This is a genomic window from Micromonospora sp. NPDC049151 (assembly GCF_040648395.1).
In the GTDB taxonomy this organism is placed as follows: domain Bacteria; phylum Actinomycetota; class Actinomycetes; order Mycobacteriales; family Micromonosporaceae; genus Micromonospora.
This window is the reverse complement of sequence record NZ_JBEZDP010000007.1, coordinates 17,401-35,900: the sequence shown is the minus strand read 5'-3', so window position 1 is coordinate 35,900 and position 18,500 is coordinate 17,401. Positions and strand designations below refer to the sequence as shown.

The following is an 18,500-nucleotide window of genomic DNA, read 5'->3' as shown; positions in this document are numbered from 1 at the left end:
AGCCGTCGTACGGTGGCCGGGTGCTCCCGGGGCCGCATGTTCGGGCGGCTGCCGGGTAGCGCACCCGGAAGGACGGCGGAGGGACGGCGATGAAGGCGATCGTGTACGAGCGCAGCGGGGACGCCTCGGTGCTCCAGGTGGTCGAGCGGCCGGTGCCGGAGCCCGGTCCGGGCGAGGTGCTGGTGCGGATGGCCGTGTCGGGGGTGAACCCGACCGACTGGAAGGCCCGCGAGGCGTGGCCGCTGCCGGCCGGCTGGCAGATCCCGCACCAGGACGGCGCCGGGGTGGTCGAGGCGGTCGGCGAGGGCGTGGACCGGACGCTCGTCGGTGAGCGGGTCTGGGTGTGGGAGGCGGCCTGGCAGCGGCCGTGGGGCACCGCGGCCGAGTACACGGTGGTACCGGTCCGGCACGCGGTGCCGCTCGGTCCGGCCTCGTTCGACCTGGGCGCGGCGCTCGGCATCCCGTTCATGACCGCGCACCGCTGCCTGACCGCCGGTGAGTTCATGCCGGACAGGCTGCACGCCGGCGCGCTGAGCGACCACGTGGTGCTGGTGCAGGGCGGCGCGGGCGCGGTGGGCAACGCGGCGATCCAGCTCGCGAGCTGGGCCGACGCGTGTGTGATCAGCACTGTGAGCAGCCCGGAGAAGGCGCAGCTCGCGGCGGCGGCCGGCGCCGACTTCGTGATCAACTATCGCGAGCAGGACGTGGTCGAGGAGGTCCGCAAGGTCGCGCCCGACGGGGTGCACACGATCGTCGAGGTCTCCGCCGCCCGCAACGCCGCCGCCGACGTACGGATGCTGCGCACCGGCGGTGCGGCCTGCGTGTACGCCGACGACGGTGGCGACGAGATCACGTTGCCGATCCGGCCGCTGATGGGCCCGAACGCGCGCTGGCAGTTCGTGCTGATCTACACCGCGCCGAAGGTGGCGAAGGCGCAGGCGGTCACCGACATCGCGGCGGCGGTGGCGCAGGGCGCGATCCGGGTCGGCGCGGAGGCCGGCCTGCCGCTGCACCGGTATCCGCTGGCGGAGGCCGCCGCCGCGCAGCGGGCGGTGCAGGACAGCGTGGTGGGCAAGGTGCTGGTGAGCACCGCCGACGAGTAGGCGACCGGATTTCCCCGACAGCCGGACAGACGCGAACAAGTTTCGCAACAATGACGGTGCGGGTCACCCCGTAACGGACGGGCGGCCCCGGCGCGGTGCGAACGCCGGGGCCGCCCTCTGGGAGGAATGTCCGTTGGGAACGCGTCCTACCCGTGTAGGCGACGGTACGCCCCGAAGCGTTACGACGCGGTCAGTTCCCGCACGTCGAGCCCGCCGTCGGCGTACCGGGAGCGCACCACCTTCTTGTCGAACTTGCCGACGCTGGTCTTCGGCACCGCGTCGATGAAAGCCCAGCGCTCCGGCAACTGCCAGCGGGCCACCGAGCCGGCCAGGAAGTCACGCAGCTCCTCGGCGGTCACCGAGGCGCCCTCGCGGACCACCACCGTGGCCAGCGGACGCTCGTCCCAGCGCTCGTCCGGCACGCCCACCACGCACGCCTCCAGCACCGCCGGGTGGGCCATCAGGGCGTTCTCCAGCTCGACCGAGGAGATCCACTCCCCACCCGACTTGATCACGTCCTTGGCGCGGTCGGTCAGCGTGATGTAGCCGTCCGGCGAGAGCGTGCCGACGTCACCGGTACGCAGCCAGCCGTCCCGGAACTTCTCCTCCTCCGGGGCGTCGTCGCCGATGTACCGGGCGGTCACCCACGGCCCGCGTACCTCCAGCTCACCCACCGACGTCCCGTCGGCGGGCAGCGGCTCGCCCAGCGGGCCGACGATCCGCGCGGTCACGCCCGCCGGGACGCGGCCCTGCGTGTAGCGGTAGCGCCAGGCGTCCTCGCCGGTCGCGCCGGCCGGTGCCCGGGAGACCGATCCCAGCGGCGACATCTCGGTCATGCCCCAGGCGTGGATGACGTCGATGCCGTAGCGGTCGTGGAACGCGTGCATCAGCGCGGGCGGGCAGGCCGATCCGCCGACGATCACCTCCTTCAGCGAGGAGAGATCCACCTCGTGCGCGTCCAGGTAGGCCAGCAGATCGGTCCAGATGGTCGGCACCGCACCGGCCAGCGTCGGGCGCTCGGCGGCGATCATCGTGGCGATCGGCTCGGCCTGGAGGAACCGGTCCGGCATGATCAGCGACGCGCCGGAGAGGAACGCCGCGTACGGCAGGCCCCACGACATCGCGTGGAACATCGGCACGATCGCCAGCTCCCGATCGTTCGGGCCGAGCCCGAAGCCCTCCGGCATGCAGACCTGGAGCGAGTGCAGGTAGATCGAGCGGTGCGAGTAGGCGACGCCCTTGGGGTTGCCGGTGGTCCCCGAGGTGTAGCAGAGGGCGGCGGCGTCGCGCTCGTCCACCTCCGGCCAGTCGAAGTGGTCCGGGCGGTCGGCCAGCAACGCGTCCCAGTGGTGCACGGTGATCCGGGCACCGGCCGCGGCCAGCAGCGGTGCCGGGTCGCCGCCACCGACCACCACCACGTGCGCGACTGTCGTCATCTCGCCGATCACCCGGGCGAGCAGCGGGATGAGCGTGGTGTCGACGAGCACCACCCGGTCCTGCGCGTGGTTGGCGATGTAGGCGACCTGGTCGGGAAAGAGCCGGATGTTGAGGGTGTGCAGCACCGCGCCCATGCTCGGCACGGCGAAGTAGGCCACCAGGTGCTCGTTGTTGTTCCACATGAACGTGCCGACCCGCTCGTCGCCGGTCACCCCGCACTCGTCGCGCAGCGCGTGGGCCAGCCGGGCGGCGGCGCGGCCGACCTCCGCGTACGTCATCCGGCGGGGCTCGGCGCCGGTCCAGGTGACCACCTCCGCCGCGCCGTGCACGGTGGAGCCGTGTTCGAGGATCCGGGCGACCTGGAGAGGGGCATCCATCATCGTGCTACGCATGGGTGACAAAGTAGTGGCGGCGGTCACATCTGCGTAACCCCCGGAATCGCCGAGGCGGCAGCGAACGGTGCGTAGATTGTCCGGGTGAGCATCTCGTGGGCCGACTCGTACGTCGGGCAGCTCCGCGCCCTGGCCGGTGACCGCACCCTGATGTTCGTCGGCGCCCGCGCCGTGGTGCGCGACAACGCCGCCCGGGTGCTGCTGATCCAGCGCTCCGACAACGGCCAGTGGGCGTTGCCGGCCGGTGCCATGGAACTCGGCGAGTCGATCGCCGACTGCGCGGTCCGGGAGGTCCGCGAGGAGACCGGGCTGCGGGCGCTGCGGGTGAGCGCGTTCGCGCTCTACACCGGCCCTGATCGCACCCACACCAACATGTACGGGCACACGTACCAGGTCTTCACCACCGCGTTCCGGGTCGACGAGTGGGACGGCGAGCTGACCCGGTTCACCGACGAGACCACCGACGCCGGGTTCTTCCGCCCGGCGGACTTCCCGCACCCGCTGTCGTCGAGCGTGCCCGAGACGCTCGCCGACCTCGACGTGTTCGAGCAGACAAACCGCCTGATCCTCAAGTAGCCGCGGCTCAGAGCATCGTCTGCGACTTCGCCTCCATCTCGGCGGCGGCCTCCTCCTTCGACTCCTTGGCCAGCGGCTTGCCGCCGGGCGCGGGCGCCTTGCCGCCGATCGGGTCGGCGCCGCCGGTGGCGCCCTGCGGGCCGGTGCCGCGCAACTGGTGGTTCGGCATGGCCAGCGTGACCAGCACGGCGACCACCGCGATCAGCCCGGTGGTCAGGAAGACCAGGTGCAGCGACTCCACGAACGCGGCCTGGACGGCGGCGCGTACCGGAGCGGGAAGCGCGAGGATGGCGGCCGGATCGTTGATCGAGAAGTTCCCGCCGGCCGCCACCGCCGCCCGCTGCTCCGGCGGGAGCTGCGCCAGCGCGCCCGGCAGCCGCGCGGACATCTCGGCGGTGAGCCGGGACGACAGCACCGCGCCGAGGATGGCCACGCCGAACGAGCCGCCGAGCGACCGGAAGAACGTCGCCGACGAGGTGCCCGCGCCCAGGTCGCGGACGCTCACCGCGTTCTGCACGGCCAGGATCAGCGACTGCATGCACAGGCCCAGCCCGACGCCGATCACCACCATGTAGCCGAACGCGAGCCAGAGCGAGGTGTCCACCTGGAGCCGCTGGAACAGCAGCATGCCGGCCACGAGTACGGCCGCGCCGGCCACCGGGAACCACTTATACCTGCCGATCCGGCTCATCGCCCGGCCGGTGAGCACCGAGGTGACGATGACGCCGGCCATCATCGGCAGCATCAGCAGACCGCTGCGGGTCGGCGAGGCGCCCTTGACGATCTGGAGGTAGAGCGGGATGAAGATGATCGACCCGAACATCACCAGGCCGAGCACGAAACCCGCCCCGTTGGCGAGCGCGAACGTGGCGCTGCGGAACAGCCGCAGCGGCAGGATCGGCTCCCTGGTCCGGGCCTCCTGGACGACGAACAGCACGCCGAGCACCGCGCCCGCGGCGAACAGTCCGACGATCACGCCGGAGCCCCAGGCGTACTCGGCGCCGCCCCAGCTCAGCGCCAGCAGCAGGCAGCTCACGCCGGCGACGAGCAGCGCCGCGCCGATCCAGTCGACAGTGTGCTCCCGGCGCTCGAACGGCACCAGCCGCATCACGTGCCAGCAGACCACGATGGCGAGGATCGCCAGCGGCACGTTGATGTAGAAGATCCACCGCCAGTTGTTCTCCGCGAAGTAGCCGCCGACGAGCGGCCCGGCCACCGACGACACGCCGAACACCGCACCGAACAACCCCTGGTAGCGGCCACGCTCCCGGGGGGACACCACGTCCGAGATGATGGTGAACGCCAGCGTCATCAGGCCACCAGCGCCGAGGCCCTGCACGCCCCGCGTGACGATCAACTGGGTCATGTCCTGCGACAGCCCGGCCAACAGCGAGCCGAGTAGGAACATGCCGATCGAGAACAGGAAGACCGGCCGGCGTCCGTACAGGTCGGCCATCTTGCCGTACAGCGGCGTCGAGGCGGTCGACGCCAGCAGGTACGCGGTGACCACCCACGAGTAGTGGTTGATGCCGCCCAGCTCACCGACGATCGTCGGCAGCGCGGTACCGACGATGGTCTGGTCCAGCGCCGCCAGCAGCATGCCGGTCATCAGACCGAACATCAGCAGGCGGATCTGACGGGCGGGCAGCGCGGGACGGGCGGCTTGGGCGGTCATCCCGCTTCCTATCCCACCGGGGGCGGATCATGCCCCCGGTGGGCGTACGAGTTTTCAGCGGGCGGCGTGTCGCCCTTCGGCGAACTCCTCGACGATCTTGTCGCAGAACGCCGGCAGGTCGTCCGGCTTGCGGCTGCTGACCAGCCCGTTGTCGGTGACGACCTCCTTGTCGACCCAGTTCGCTCCGGCGTTCGTGAGGTCGGTGCGCAGGCTCGGCCAGGAGGTGATGGTGCGGCCCCGCACCACGTCCGCCTCGACGAGCGTCCACGGGCCGTGGCAGATCACGCCGACCGGCTTGCCGGCGTCGAAGAACGCCTTGACGAACCGGACCGCCTCCGGGTCCGTCCGCAGGAAGTCGGGGTTCGCCACGCCACCGGGCAGGACCAGGGCGTCGTACGCCCCGGCGTCCGCCTCCTTGGTGGTGACGTCGACCTGGTACTGCTTGCCGTGGTCGAGGTGGTTGAAGGCCTGGATCGTGCCGGACTCGATGGAGACCAGCTCGACCTGGGCGCCGGCGTTCTCCACCGCCTCCCGGGGCTTGGTGTACTCGACCTCCTCGACGCCGTCGGCGGCCAGGAAGGCGATGCGCTTGCCCTGAAGTGTCGCTGCCATGCTGTTCTCTCCTCTCCGGGGTACGTGTGAGACGGTTCCCCCGCCCGATGCCGCGAAACCGGACGCATCGGGTGGCCCGCGTCGCGTTTGGCCCGACGGCCCGGGGGGATCCGCAGAGGCATGGCAGGAGCAGCAGCGGAAGAGCGCCGGCTCGCCACCGTTGTGGCGAGCTGGCAGCAGCGTCCCGTGCTGGTCGTCGGGGACGCCATGCTGGACGAGTGGCGGTTCGCCGAGTCGGAGCGGCTCTGCCGGGAGGCACCCGCGCCGGTCCTCACCCTGCGGCGGCGGATCTCCGCGGCCGGCGGTGCCGCCAACACGGCGGTGAACGTGGCGGCGCTCGGCGGCCGGGTCGCGCTCGTCGCCCCGGTCGGCGCCGACGTGGCCGGTGACGAACTGCACGACTGCCTGGACCGGGCGGCGGTCTGGGACCGTACGGTGAGCCAGCCGGGCCGGCACACGCCGGTCAAGCGGCGGATGCTCGCCGGCAACCAGATCCTGCTCCGCGAGGACTCCGGCAGCCCGGAGGACGGGCTGGACGCCGACGCCGTGGCCCGCCTGCTCACCGCGCTGCACTGCGCCACCGAGGAGCTGCGCGCGGTGGCCGCCGGGCAGCCGGTCACGCTCGTGGTCTGCGACTACGGCCTGGGCGCGCTGCCCTCGGCGGTACGCGCCTGGCTGGTCGCCAACCGCGACCGGTACGGCACAGTGGCGCTCGACGCGCACGACCTGGCCGACTGGCGCGGGCTGAACCCGACTGTGGTGACGCCGAGCTTCGCCGAGGCGACCCGCCTGCTGGCCCGCGCCGCCGCCGGTTTCGCACACGCCGAGCGGGACGCCGTACCCCATGGAAGTGACCTGCACCTGGACCACCCGGCGGAGGCCGACGGCCCGTCCGAGCTGATGGTGGGCGCCGCGCCCGGTGGATCCGGCGACCGCGCGCCGGGTGGCCCGCACCCGGCCCCGGGCACGCCCGCCGCGCAGGCGCCCGCCGGCCCGACCGGTGAGCCGGTGCCCGGCGAGGAGCGGGTGGCGCTGACCGGGGACGGGCTGAGCGTCACCGGCACCGGCGTGACGGTGAGCGCGGCGGCCGGCGCCGGCGTGGACCGGGCCGTGCTGGCCGAGTCCCGCCTGCCCGAACTGCGCGCGCACACCGGCGCCGACGTGGTGGCGGTGACCCTGGACACCGAGGGCGCGGTGGTCGGCGGCGCCGAGGGCACCCCCCGGCGCAGCCACAGCACCCCGGTCCCGGCCAGCCACGCGGTGGGCGCCGGGGACGCCTACCTGGCGGCCATGACGCTGGCGCTCGCCGCCGACGCGGGACTGCCCACCGCCGCCCAGCTCGCCCAGCTCGCCGCCACCATCACGGTGGCCGACACCGGCACCTGCGTGTGCCGGCGGCAGGACCTGCTGGCCGCGCTCGGCACCGGCGCGGACGAGGGCGGCCACCCGGCTCTGGTGGGCGCGGACGAGCTGGCCGCGCTCGTGGACGAGCACCGGCAGGCCGGGCGGTCGGTGGTGTTCACGAACGGCTGCTTCGACGTGCTGCACCCCGGGCACGTCCGCTACCTGACGCAGGCCCGCGCGCTCGGCGACCTGCTGATCGTGGCGGTCAACTCGGACGGCAGCGTACGGCGGCTCAAGGGCCCGGACCGGCCGGTCAACCCGGTCGAGGACCGGACCGCCCTGCTGGCGGCGCTGGCCTGCGTCGACCACGTGGTGGTCTTCGAGGAGGACTCCCCGGCCCGGCTGATCGAGGCGGTCCGGCCCGACGTCTACGTCAAGGGCGGCGACTACCCGCCGGAGATGGTGCCGGAGGCACCGCTGGTACGGCGGCTGGGCGGGCAGGTGCGCACGCTCGGGTACGTGCCGGACCGCTCCACCTCGGCGATCATCGACCGCATCCGCGCCCAGTCGCACAGCATGGGCGAACGCACCGAGCGGAGCGAGGGCCGTGAGGTCATGCCCGGCGAGCACAGCATGAACGAACGCACCGAGCGAAGCGAGGGCCGTGAGGTCATGCCCGGCGAGCACAGCCCCGCCGTGGGCGAGGGCAGGCCGGCGTGACCCGTCCGCTCGACCCGGGCACGCCCGGACGGTTCCGGCAGCACCGGCGGCTCGACGTGCTGATCCCCACCCGCAACCGGCCCGCCGAGCTGGCGGTCACGCTGTCCGGGCTGGCCGCCCAGGAGGGCGTACCCGGCTTCGGGGTGGTCGTCAGCGACCAGTCCGACGGCGAGCCCGCGTACGCGCACCCGGCCGCGGCCACGATGGTCCGGGCGCTGCGCCACCGGGGGCATCCGGTGCTGCTGACCCGGCGGCTGCCGCGGCGTGGCCTGGCCGAGCACCGGTCGTACCTGCTGGCCCAGTCGGCGGCCGACGCGGTGCTCTGCCTCGACGACGACGTGTGGCTGGAGCCGGGCGCACTGTCCCGCCTGGTCACCGCACTGGACGAGCTGGGCTGCGGGTTCGTCGGCAACGCGGTGCACGGGCTCTCCTACGCCGACGACGTCCGCCCGGACACGCACGAGCACTACGAGGAGTGGACCGGGCCGCCGGTGCCGGAACGCATCCTGCCCGGCACGCCGGAGTGGCACCGGGCGTCCATCCACCCGGCGGCGAACCTGCTGCACATCACCGAGAAGCTGCACCTCGCGGCGGGCGAGTGGCGGGCGTACAAGGTGTCCTGGATCGGCGGGTGCGTGCTCTACGACCGGGCCAAGCTCGTCGACTCCGGCGGCTTCGACTTCTGGGAGCGGCTGCCCGAGCGGCACCAGGGCGAGGACGTGGCCGCGCAGCTCGCGGTGCTGGAGCGCCACGGCGGTGCCGGGGTGCTGCCCAGCGGGGCCTACCACCTGGAGTCGCCGACCACTGTCACCGAACGCGACGTGGAGGCGTGGGAGGTGGTGCTCAGCGAGTCACCGGCGGAGGTGTGAGCAGCTCGCGGGCCGCCTCGACCACCTCGGCGACCGGCACGTCGGCCACGAACGACACCCGGTGCGGACACTCGCCGTCGCCCGGCCGGTGCGGGTAGATCCCGGGTGTGCAGTCCACGCCGCACACCGGGCAGTGGGTGGTCCAGGCGGCGATCGGGCGGTGCCGCCCGCGCAGCGGCGACGCCCCGTTGATCAGGTTGCCGACCCAGAACACGCCCACTGTCGGCGCACCCACGGCGGCGGCCAGGTGCAGCGGGCCGGTGTCATTGGAGACCACGAGCGCGCAGTCCGCGTAGGCGGCGGCGAGCGCGCCCAGGCTGAGCGTGCCGACCTGGGGACGCACCGGCACGCCGGCCGCCGCCACCACCGCGTCGACCGTCTCCTGCTCGGCCGGGGTGCCGGTGACAAGCACCTCGTACCCGTCTCCGGTCAGCTCGCGGGCGACCTCGGCGAAGCGTTCCGGCGGCCAGCGCCGCCGCGTGTCGGTGGCGCCCGGGTGCAACGCCACCCGGGGCCGGGTGGCTTCGCCGAGCACGGCGGCGGCCTCCGCCCGGTCGGCGGCGGTGACCGCCAGCGCCGGGGTGATGGTGGTGGCCGGCGCGCCGACCAGCGCGGCCACCTCCAGGTAGCGGATCACCTCGTGCTGGTAGTAGACGTAGCGCAACCACCGGTCCAGCGGCGGCGCGCCCTCGGCCCGCAGCCCGGCGGTGACCCGGGCGCCGAGCCCGGCCACGAGCGGGTTCGAGTTGCCGCCGCCGCCGTGCACCTGCAACGCCAGGTCGAACCGCTCGGCCCGGGCGGCGGCCTGGAACGCCGGCACGTCGCGGGGCGACTCGCCGGGCCCCGGGTCGCGGATGCCGGGCGCCGCCGGCACCACAAGCACCCGGTCCACCGGGCCGGGCCGGTCGCGCCAGAGCGCCGCGTGCCACGGCGCGCCGAGCAGCACGACCTCCGCCGACGGGTACGCCGACCGCAGCGCGTCCAGCGCCGGCAGCACGAAGATGAAGTCACCGAGCGCGTTCGCGCGCAGCACGGCGATCCGCTCGACGTCAGGGACTCGCTCGCCGACCGGTCCGAGCACCGACGAGTCGCGGCGCGGCGGCAGACGCGCCGAGCTGGAGTCGTCGGACGGGCTGGTCACGCGGCTCCTACGGCCTGTCGATCTCGTCGAGCGCGGTGTCCGGGTGGTGCAGTTCGCGGTCCGCGGCCGGGTCGGCGGGCATCGGCGTACGGTCGGCGGCCGGTCGCGGGCCGGTGCGGCCGACGGTGATGGTGCGCGGCGCGGGCCGGGCCGCCCGGGGCAGGCGCACCCGGAGCAGGCCGTGGTCCATCACCGCGTCGATCCGGTCCGGGTCCACGCGGGACGGCAGGTCCACGCGGTACTCGAAGCCCCGGGTGGTGAAGCCGCCCGGGATGCCGTGGTCGGCGTTCACCTCGGCCTCCGACCGCGCGCGTACGCACAGTTCCCGGTCGTCCAGCTCGACGGCGACCTCCTCCGGCGCGACGCCGGGCAGCCGGACGACCACCTCCCAGCCGTCGGCCGTCTCGGCCAGGTCCACGTCCTGGCCGCCGGACCGTCCGCCGACCAGCCGGCTCAGCTCCGAACGCAGCGACTGGAGCTCGCCCATCGGATCCCAGCCCTGCTGGCGGCCACGCCAGCCCCGTCCGCCACTCTGTTCCGTCATCGCACGTCTCCGATCCGCCGTGTCGCCGAGGGGGGTCGCAGCGAGCTGGGCGCGTTGAGATCGTGCTCCGGGTCGACGCCGACACCGAGCCGGTCCACCAGTTCGCCGCCGAGCCACGCGCTGACGCCGAGGATCGCCAGGGCGACCACCTCGATGGCGACGAGCGCGCCGCCGGCCGCCCGCGAGTCCGCGTTGAGCCGGACCACCCAGACGGCGGCGAACAGCAGGATGACCGCCACGTTGGCGGCGGCGTGGGTGAGCCCGACCCGCTTGGCGCGGGTGCCGGCCGGTAGGGCGAGCAGGTCGAACGCCCCGGCCGCCGCGGCCAGCAGGCCACCGATCAGACCGACGGTGATGTTCCAGTACGCGACCTCGGCGAGGAAGCCGGGCCCGCCCACGGTGTCCACCAGGTCGAAGATCACCGCGGTCACGAAGAGTGCCACCGGGAACATCACGAGCATCGGATGCACGGGATGGCCGAGCACCTTGAGTCGGCTCTCCATCTCGGCCTCCATCCGTCGCGTCCGGACGCACGCTGCGCACCGGTCCCTACCCGTCGGCCCCGGGGGCAAACCCGGCGCTCGACGCGCTCACCTAGGCTGACCATGGCGGATCGCGGCCCGTCGCGGGGCGGAACCGCCGTCGAGGTCAACGGACGGGGGAGGAAGACGTGACGATCCGGGAGATCACCGACGAGGCGGAACTGCGTGACGTGCTCGGCACGCCGACCGCGCGGGCGCTCGCCAAGGAACGCCGTACGCTGCACGAACGCGACCGGGAGTGGCTGGCCGCCTCGCCGTTCTGCCTGCTCGCCACCGCCGGCGCGGACGGTGCCTGCGACGTCTCCCCCAAGGGTGACCCGCCCGGCTTCGCGCTGGTGCTCGACGACAGCACGATCGCGATTCCGGAGCGGCCCGGCAACCGGCGGGCCGACGGCTACCGCAACATCCTGGCCAACCCGCACGTCGGGCTGATCTTCCTGATCCCCGGCCGCACCGACACCCTGCGGATCAACGGCCGGGCCCGGCTGATCTCCGACGCGCCGTGGTTCGCCGACATGGAGGTCAAGGGCCACCGGCCGGTGCTCGCCGTCGAGGTCGCGATCGAGCAGATCTTCTACCACTGCGCGAAGGCGTTCCTGCGTTCCGAGCTGTGGAAGCCGGAGACGTGGCAGCCGGACGTGCTGCCGACCCGGCCCCGGCTGATCAAGGAGGTGGAGGCCCCGGCGGAGAGCCTGGCCGACCTGGAACACCACTACGGCCCGGACTACGCCCGGAAGCTGTACGTCTGACTCACTCCTGCGGGGTGAAGCGCGCCGGCACGCCGACGTCGGACAGGGCGCGGGCGAGGTGCGGTGCAGTGGTCTTCACGTACGCCGCGCCGATGTGCGAGCCGCCCCGGTAGATGAGCACGTTGCCGAACACCACCGGGCACCTGTCGGTCGGGCAGACGGCGTCGAACAGGTCGATCATCTTGACCTTCGGCGCGCCCGCGACCGCCTGCCGCTGCATCCGGTAGCCCGGGTCCTGGTCGTGGCGCTCCCTGTCGAACGCGCAGGCGGACAGTCGCTTGCGGTTCTTGTCGGCACAGGCCACCGCCGCCCCCGGGTGCGGGTTGTTCGCCAGGACGACGACCTTGGTGCCCACCGAGTCGAGCTTCTTCCACGAGGCCCGTACGCCGGACACCATCGCGGCGACGGTGGCGCGCTTGCTTGCGCTGTCGAGGGCCGTGGACGCCGACTGCGAGGTGACCACGTAGTCGGGGCGCTCCTGCACCAGGCGTTCCAGCAGCGCGCGGTTCCACTGGATGCAGTCGGTGTAGGGCTTGCCGGACCCGTCGCCCTTGAGCACCTGGGCACTGGTGAAGGCGCATCCGGCCTTCGCCATGATCCGCAGCTTCCAGCCGTTCTGCGCGGCGAGCACCTGGAACGCGGGCAGCCACTGGTCCATCTTCGAGTCGCCGACCAGCGCGACGGTGGTGGCCCCGTTCGGGTCGCCGTACGTGCAGGACAGCACCTCGGCACCCTCGACCTGCTGGAAGCACTTGTCGCGGTTGGTGTCCGGCACGTCCATGAAGCCCTGCCGGATCTGCAGCGGATCCGGGGTGATCACGTCGAACCGCTCCGGGACCGGACCGATCGGCGCGGTGCCCGGTGCTGTCGACAGGAGCGCGGCGCCCGGGGCGTACCGGCTCTTGGTGGTGGTCGCGGCGGCGGCCCACGCGCCCATCAGCACCAGGACCAGGCCGGCGCAGATGCCGGCGAGCGTGAAGTTGCCGCCCAGGCTCAACGCCAGACGCGGCGACGTGGAGATCTTCCGCGAGTAGCGCAGCGGGTTCTCCACCAGCCGGAACGTGAGCCAGGCCGGCACCACCGAGGCGAGCGCCACCACCAGGCCCTGCGTCACCGACAGGTCGCCGAAGTGCGCGGCGGCCACCACGAGCATCGGCCAGTGCCACAGGTACAGCGAGTACGACAGGTCACCGATCCACTGGAACGGACGCAGGCCGAGCACCATCACCGGCCCCCGGGAGCCGGCTGCGGCGCCGGCCGCGATGACCGCCGCCGCGCCCAGCGTGGGCAGCGCCGCCGCGTATCCCGGCCACGCGGTCTTGCCGCTGACCAGCAGCGCCGCCGCCACGATCGCGACGAGGCCGAGCCACCCGAGGACGAGCGCCACCGACCGGGGCATCCGCGCGGCGCGGACCGCCAGCAGCGCTACCGCCGCGCCGACCGCCAGCTCCCACAGCCGGGTGGTGGAGACGAAGAACGCCCGCTCCGGCGAGTTCGCCGTCTCGACGATCGACCAGACGAACGACGGCACCGCCAGCACCGCGAGACCGGCCCACAGGACCGGCCGTACGTTCGCCCGCCGGAGCTTGCGCGCGGCGAGGAGGGCCAGCACGATCAGCAGCGGCCAGAGCAGGTAGAACTGCTCCTCCACGGCGAGTGACCAGAAGTGCTGCACCGGCGACGGCGCGACGTCCTCGGCCAGGTAGTCGACAGCGCGGTCGGCGAACCGCCAGTTGACGACGTAGGTCGCCGCGGCGGCGATGTCACCGCCGATGACCTGCCACTCACCCCGGGGTACGAACAGCCGGACCGCGACGGCGGTGGCCGCCAGCACCACCGTGGCGGCGGGCAGGATCCGCTTGGCTCGGCGCGCGTAGAAGCCGGTGAGCGAGACCCGCCCGCTTCGCTCGATCTCGGAGATGAGCTGCCCGGTGATGAGGAAACCGGAGATCACGAAGAAGACGTCGACGCCGACGAAGCCACCGGGGATGAACGGCAGCCCGGCGTGGTAGAGCAGCACCAGCCCCACGGCGACGGCCCGGAGCCCGGCGACGTCGGCCCGGAACCGGCTCGGCGTCGTCTCCCGGCCCGGCTCGCGCCCGGTCGCCGTACCGGCCGGCCCCTGGTCCGGTGAACCCTCCCGATCGGCAACCTTCGTCAACGGCGGGGAAGTCATCGCGATCCTCAAACTCTGCGGGCTGGGGCCAGGGAACGATAACGGCTCGTCAGGCGGGGGGACAATCACGCCGCTCCGCCTCGATCGCATCCGGTGGGTGGCCCGGGCCTGCGATGAGGTTGAATCGGCGACGTGGCGAAGACCCTGACGATCACCACCCGGAACGCGAGCTTCCAGCAGTGGCAGGCGCTGCTGACCAACCGCACCAAGCGGCAGCGCTCCGGGGAGTTCCTGGTCCAGGGGGTACGCCCGATCACCGTGGCCCTGGAGCAGGGCTGGGAGATCCGCGCCCTCCTGCACCCGGACCGGCAGCCCCTGTCCCGCTGGTGCCGCGACCTGCTCGACCGCGCCGACGCCCGGCGGGTCGCGCTCGCGCCGGAGCTGATGCGGGAACTGAGCGGCAAGGAGGAGGAGTCCCCCGAGCTGCTGGCCGTCGTGGCGCAGCCCGCCGACGACCTGGCCCGCATCCCGGCCGGGCCGGCCATGCTCGTGGTGGTCTTCGACCGCCCCAAGACCCCCGGCAACATCGGCACCCTGATCCGCTCCGCCGACGCCTTCGGCGCCTCTGGCGTGATCGTCACCGGCCACGCCGCCGACCCGTACGACCCGAAGGCGGTCCGGGCCAGCACCGGGTCGCTGTTCGCCGTACCCGTGGTGCGCGTCGCCAGCCACCGCGAGGTTCTGGACTGGGTCGCCGCGGTCCGCGCGGACGGGCTGCCGCAGGTCCAGATCATCGGTACGGACGAGCACGGGGACGTGGACGTCGCCGAGCACGACCTGACCGGCCCCACTCTCCTGCTGGTCGGCAACGAGACGCACGGGCTGAGCAAGGGCTGGCAGGAGGCCAGCGACCGGATGGTGCGCATCCCCATCGTGGGGGCGGCGAGTTCGCTGAACGCGGCGGCGGCCGGAACGGTGGCGCTGTACGAGGCCGCGCGGCAGCGCGCGAAGCAGCGGTAACCCGAGAGGGCCGGGCCGATTCCGACATGGGTCGGGATGGGGACCGGCCGTCCAGGCGACTGTCGATGCCGACCGTCCCGTCGGCATCAACACTGATCGGTGAATGGTCACCGGCTCGGTGGATGTCGGCGACGCTGCGTACAACTAGCTTCGGAGACGGCCCACACGACGACTCGGCGATCCGGCAAGGGGTGCCATGACCGATCACGAACCGGCTGCGGGAGCGTGGGACCTGACCTCGCTGCTGTCCACGCAGCCGGCTCCCTCGGCGGATCCCCCGGCAGCCGAGCCGCCTCCCCGGCCGGCCACGCCTCCCCGCCCCGAGCAGGCCCCGGCCGCCGACACCCCGCCCGCCGACACCCCGATCGTCGACACCACGCCCGACGACACCACGGCGCCGATCACGCCCGCCGAACCCGCCTCCTCGCCGTCGCCGGCGGCGGATGCGGATGCGGAAAGCACTCCGGTGTGGATCCGGGATGCCGCGACGACGCCCGCGCCGGACGCCCCGCCGAGCCGGTCCGTCGACCAGCCGGACCAGCCGGTGTACCCGACCGTCCCGAACCGGCGTGTGGTGCTGGTCGGTGGCGCCGTCGCCGCGGTGCTCCTGGCGGCGGTCGGCGGGGTCACCGCCGTGACGATGGCGAACCAGGGCGACCGGCAGACGCAGCCTCCGGCCGCTGCCCCGTCGCCGCCCGACGCCGGGTTCACCGAGTTCCCGGCCACGACCACCACCGGCGATGCGCCCGTGCCCGAGTCCACGCCGGCCGAGCCGGGCCCCGAGCCCTCGACCGACCCGGCGACCGGGCCGGAGGCCGAAGCGCTCGAGCAACTGGAGCAGCTACGCCAGCAGGACGCCCTCACGACGGTGTTCGACGGCCGGTTCGTCGCACAGCTCGCGTCGAAGAGTGTGGGCATCGTGGATCCGCTTCAGACCACCGCCGCCGGTTCGCACACCTTCACCGCGGCTGACATCCTGGCCGAGCACCTGGCTCTGCGGTCCGCCCCGAGCCGGGGCACGAGCGTGGTGCTCGTACTCAGCACCGACTTCGGCAAGCGGCAGCTCTACCAGGGCAACCCCCTGTGGGTCACGTTCGCGCTCGGTGACTTCCCCACCCGGGAGTCGGTCCAGCGCTGGTGTGCGAAACGGTTTCCCGGACTGACCGGGGAACGGCTGACCAACCAGTGCACGGCACGGAAACTCGAGGCGCACCAGTGAGTGACGTTCCACCGTGGGCGCGCGCTCGGCGGCGTACGGGGACGAAGCCGTCATCCCCGCCGCCACCGACGAACAGGCGGCGTGTCCTCGGACCGGCCGGCGACGCGGACCCGGCACACACCGGACCACCACCGTTCGACGGAGCCGGCTCCGGCAGACGGGCACCCGGCCCGGCCGGAGCCGGGCCGCCGAGCGGTGAGCGCACCTCCACCAGCGCACCACCAGCGTCCGCACCGCGACCACAGACGCCCACCACAACGGCCGGTCCGCTCGTGGGAGTCCTGCTGGGGCCGGTCCAGCCGGATGTCGAGACCCGCCGGTTCCGCGGCGCCATCGTGCTCTCCTGCGCTGCCGTGCTGACGATCGTGCTGACCGCGGTGCGTGCCGCCCTGGGCACCCTGGACGGCGTCATCGTCGCCGCCGGACTGCTCGTGCCGCTCGCGCTGGCCGCCGCCGGCCTGGCCGCGGCGCGGCTCAGCCGCCGGTACGCACGCGGCAGGCAGGACGGCGACGTCACGGTCCGCCGGTTCCGGATCCGGTCTCCCGACGGCGGAACCCATTGGTACGCGCTCCAAGGCAGCGTGCCCGACAAGGCCCTGCGCGCCGGTGACATCGTCCGGGCCCGGCGGGGCAGGCGGGGCCGGCGGGCGGACGTGGCGGTGGTACGCGAACTCGACGTCCTCGCCACGCTGGAGGGCCCGGTGATCCGGCACGTCCGGGGCCGGCCCGGAAGCGCGTATCTCGTGCGGGCGTGGGTCGACCGCCTCTGTCTGATCGTCGCTTCGCTGGTCGGCGGTGGCGCCCTCGTGCTGGCAGCCGGCCTGCTGGCATGAGTGCACGCGCCCGCCGCACCGGGCGCGGGCTCAGTCGCCGAACACCACCACCCGCCGGCCCTGCGCCGGGCCGCCGGACGGGCCCGCGGCGGCACCGGGCGCCCGGCCCGCCGGCACCGCCCGTTCCCGGCCCCAGCCACGGATCTCCTCGATCTGCTCCGGGTTGGTCCGGCTGAGCGGGAACGTGTTGGCGAACGTGTCGGTGACGAACTCGCTGCGCAGGGCGGCCGCCCCACCGTTCAGCATGACCTCGGCGCCCACCTCGTGCAGGGCCGACTCGATGTCGCTGCCGGCGAACCCGTCGGACATGCCGACCAGCTTGTCGAGCAGTTCCGGTTGCGGCTCCTGCCCGACGTAACGCCGGTAGTACATGGCGATGATCTCGCGACGGTCCTCGTCGTCCGGCAGGTCGACGAAGAACAGCTCGTCGAACCGTCCCTTACGCAGCAGCTCCGGTGGCAGCGAGCGGACGTCGTTCGAGGTGGCGACCACGAACACCCGGTGCGCCGACTCCTGGAGCCAGAACAGGAACTGGCCGACCAGGCGGCGGCCCACACCGGTGCTGTCGTGCTGACCGGCGAGGCCCTTCTCGATCTCGTCGATCCAGAGCACGCAGGGCGCCACCCGGTCCGCCGTCTCCAGCGCCTCCCGCAACCGGCCCTCGGACTGGCCGACGTACTGGCCGAGGATCGCGGCGAAGTCGAGACGGTAGAGCGGCAGGCGCCACTCGCCGGCAATCGCCTTGGCCGACAGCGACTTGCCGCAGCCGGGAACGCCGACCAGCAGTACGCCCCGCGGCGGGCGCAACTCGCTGCCGCGCAGGTCGGCGACCATCAGCTTGTGCTTGCGGCGTAGCCAGTCCCGCAGGCTGGTGAGCCCGCCGACCTGGCGGTCGGCTTCTCTGAGGCGTACCCGTTCCAGGCCGGCCAGCGACCCGAAGTGCTTGTCCTTGAACTCGGCGAGGTGCTCGACGTCGCTGGTCTCGACGCTGCCGCGGGTCACCAGCGTGGCCATCACGTTGATCGCGGTGCCCTCCGGCACCCCGACCAGGAACTCGGCCGCGCGGCGGGCGTCCTGCTCGGTCCACGTGATCGGCACGATCCCGTGGTGGTCCCGCAGGAACTCGACGATCACCTCGTACATCTCGTCGGCGTCGGGCAGGTCCAGCGTGACGGACATGCCGAGCCGGCTCAGCCCGCTCCACATCGGGGTGTCCGAGATGACCACGAGGCTGCCGGAGTTGGCGTCGGCGAGCCGGGCGAGCTCGGCGACGTGCCGGGTCACCGAGTTGTCGCCGCTGAGATCCTCCGGGTCGACGAAGATCACGGTGGCCTGCGCCCGGCTGGTGAACTGCTGCGCGGCGAACTCGAGCGCGCCGGTCAGCGACCGGTCCTCCAGGGCCGGAGTGTTGTGCCGCAGGTCGCGTACCCCGGTGGCACGGGTGTAGATCCAGAACGGGAGCGCGGACCGTTTCGGGTTGGTCGCCATCTGCCGGACCAGGCGCAGCGCGCGGGTCTGCTCGATGGTGCGCACCCCGATGATCGGCACCCGGGCGGCGATGTAGCTGTCCAGGTCACGCAGGGATTCGGCGTAGTTCGACACGATGCC

16 protein-coding genes are annotated in these 18,500 nt (G+C 73.1%); 8 read left to right on the top strand and 8 right to left on the bottom strand.

Going from position 1 to position 18,500, the window contains the following annotated elements; translation table 11 throughout:
* Positions 1 to 89: 89 nt before the first annotated feature.
* Complete coding sequence (locus AB0B20_RS10520; RefSeq protein ID WP_357469796.1) at positions 90 to 1,103, top strand: NADPH:quinone reductase; 1,014 nt, start codon at positions 90 to 92, stop codon at positions 1,101 to 1,103.
* A 179-nt stretch (positions 1,104 to 1,282) separates the two neighbouring features.
* Here the strand turns inward: AB0B20_RS10520 and AB0B20_RS10515 are convergent, their stop codons facing one another.
* Positions 1,283 to 2,917 carry a fatty acid--CoA ligase gene (locus AB0B20_RS10515; RefSeq protein WP_357470022.1) on the bottom strand — a complete coding sequence of 545 codons (1,635 nt, stop codon included), beginning with the start codon at positions 2,915 to 2,917 and terminating at the stop codon, positions 1,283 to 1,285.
* A gap of 99 nt (positions 2,918 to 3,016) precedes the next feature.
* Here AB0B20_RS10515 and AB0B20_RS10510 point away from each other — a divergent pair, with 99 nt between their 5' ends.
* Entirely contained in the window at positions 3,017 to 3,508 is a 492-nt protein-coding gene (locus AB0B20_RS10510) for an NUDIX domain-containing protein (RefSeq protein WP_357387538.1), read from the top strand.
* A 7-nt stretch (positions 3,509 to 3,515) separates the two neighbouring features.
* Here AB0B20_RS10510 and AB0B20_RS10505 read toward each other — a convergent pair whose 3' ends face one another.
* Positions 3,516 to 5,183, bottom strand: coding sequence for an MDR family MFS transporter (locus AB0B20_RS10505; protein ID WP_357469793.1), 1,668 nt, complete (start codon positions 5,181 to 5,183; stop codon positions 3,516 to 3,518).
* A 54-nt stretch (positions 5,184 to 5,237) separates the two neighbouring features.
* Positions 5,238 to 5,795: a type 1 glutamine amidotransferase domain-containing protein gene (locus AB0B20_RS10500; protein WP_357387534.1), complete on the bottom strand. Its 558-nt coding sequence runs from the start codon at positions 5,793 to 5,795 to the stop codon at positions 5,238 to 5,240.
* Between the two features lie 120 nt (positions 5,796 to 5,915).
* Here AB0B20_RS10500 and rfaE2 point away from each other — a divergent pair, with 120 nt between their 5' ends.
* On the top strand, positions 5,916 to 7,859 hold the full coding sequence (gene rfaE2 / locus AB0B20_RS10495) for a D-glycero-beta-D-manno-heptose 1-phosphate adenylyltransferase (protein WP_357469790.1): 1,944 nt from the start codon (positions 5,916 to 5,918) through the stop codon (positions 7,857 to 7,859).
* The gene (locus AB0B20_RS10490; RefSeq protein ID WP_357387530.1) at positions 7,856 to 8,728 is read left to right on the top strand and encodes a glycosyltransferase family A protein; all 873 of its coding nucleotides are present in this window, start codon (positions 7,856 to 7,858) and stop codon (positions 8,726 to 8,728) included. Before rfaE2 ends, AB0B20_RS10490 begins: the two co-directional genes overlap by 4 nt.
* Here the strand turns inward: AB0B20_RS10490 and AB0B20_RS10485 are convergent.
* The 3 genes from AB0B20_RS10485 to AB0B20_RS10475 form a co-directional block, all read right to left on the bottom strand.
* Positions 8,703 to 9,809 (bottom strand): glycosyltransferase family 9 protein, encoded by a 1,107-nt coding sequence (locus AB0B20_RS10485; protein WP_357470019.1) that lies wholly within the window; start codon positions 9,807 to 9,809, stop codon positions 8,703 to 8,705. The two genes, AB0B20_RS10490 and AB0B20_RS10485, sit on opposite strands and share 26 nt — an antisense overlap.
* A gap of 67 nt (positions 9,810 to 9,876) precedes the next feature.
* On the bottom strand, positions 9,877 to 10,413 hold the full coding sequence (locus AB0B20_RS10480; protein ID WP_357387528.1) for an Hsp20/alpha crystallin family protein: 537 nt from the start codon (positions 10,411 to 10,413) through the stop codon (positions 9,877 to 9,879).
* Positions 10,410 to 10,916 carry a DUF2231 domain-containing protein gene (locus tag AB0B20_RS10475; RefSeq protein WP_357387526.1) on the bottom strand — a complete coding sequence of 169 codons (507 nt, stop codon included), beginning with the start codon at positions 10,914 to 10,916 and terminating at the stop codon, positions 10,410 to 10,412. Before AB0B20_RS10475 ends, AB0B20_RS10480 begins: the two co-directional genes overlap by 4 nt.
* A gap of 167 nt (positions 10,917 to 11,083) precedes the next feature.
* Between AB0B20_RS10475 and AB0B20_RS10470 the strand changes: the two genes are divergently transcribed.
* Complete coding sequence (locus AB0B20_RS10470; RefSeq protein ID WP_357387524.1) at positions 11,084 to 11,704, top strand: pyridoxamine 5'-phosphate oxidase family protein; 621 nt, start codon at positions 11,084 to 11,086, stop codon at positions 11,702 to 11,704.
* Position 11,705: 1 nt separating this feature from the next.
* Here the strand turns inward: AB0B20_RS10470 and AB0B20_RS10465 are convergent, their stop codons facing one another.
* On the bottom strand, positions 11,706 to 13,880 hold the full coding sequence (locus tag AB0B20_RS10465) for an acyltransferase family protein (RefSeq protein WP_357469787.1): 2,175 nt from the start codon (positions 13,878 to 13,880) through the stop codon (positions 11,706 to 11,708).
* 132 nt (positions 13,881 to 14,012) lie between these two features.
* Here AB0B20_RS10465 and AB0B20_RS10460 point away from each other — a divergent pair, with 132 nt between their 5' ends.
* The 3 genes from AB0B20_RS10460 (at position 14,013) to AB0B20_RS10450 (ending at position 16,892) form a co-directional block, all read left to right on the top strand.
* Positions 14,013 to 14,840 carry a TrmH family RNA methyltransferase gene (locus AB0B20_RS10460; protein WP_357387520.1) on the top strand — a complete coding sequence of 276 codons (828 nt, stop codon included), beginning with the start codon at positions 14,013 to 14,015 and terminating at the stop codon, positions 14,838 to 14,840.
* Positions 14,841 to 15,036: 196 nt separating this feature from the next.
* Positions 15,037 to 16,059: a hypothetical protein gene (locus AB0B20_RS10455; protein ID WP_357469784.1), complete on the top strand. Its 1,023-nt coding sequence runs from the start codon at positions 15,037 to 15,039 to the stop codon at positions 16,057 to 16,059.
* 272 nt (positions 16,060 to 16,331) lie between these two features.
* Positions 16,332 to 16,892, top strand: a complete 561-nt coding sequence (locus AB0B20_RS10450; RefSeq protein ID WP_357469781.1) for a hypothetical protein — start codon at positions 16,332 to 16,334, stop codon at positions 16,890 to 16,892.
* Between the two features lie 30 nt (positions 16,893 to 16,922).
* Here the strand turns inward: AB0B20_RS10450 and AB0B20_RS10445 are convergent, their stop codons facing one another.
* Complete coding sequence (locus AB0B20_RS10445) at positions 16,923 to 18,494, bottom strand: AAA family ATPase (RefSeq protein WP_357469778.1); 1,572 nt, start codon at positions 18,492 to 18,494, stop codon at positions 16,923 to 16,925.
* Positions 18,495 to 18,500: the final 6 nt, after the last annotated feature.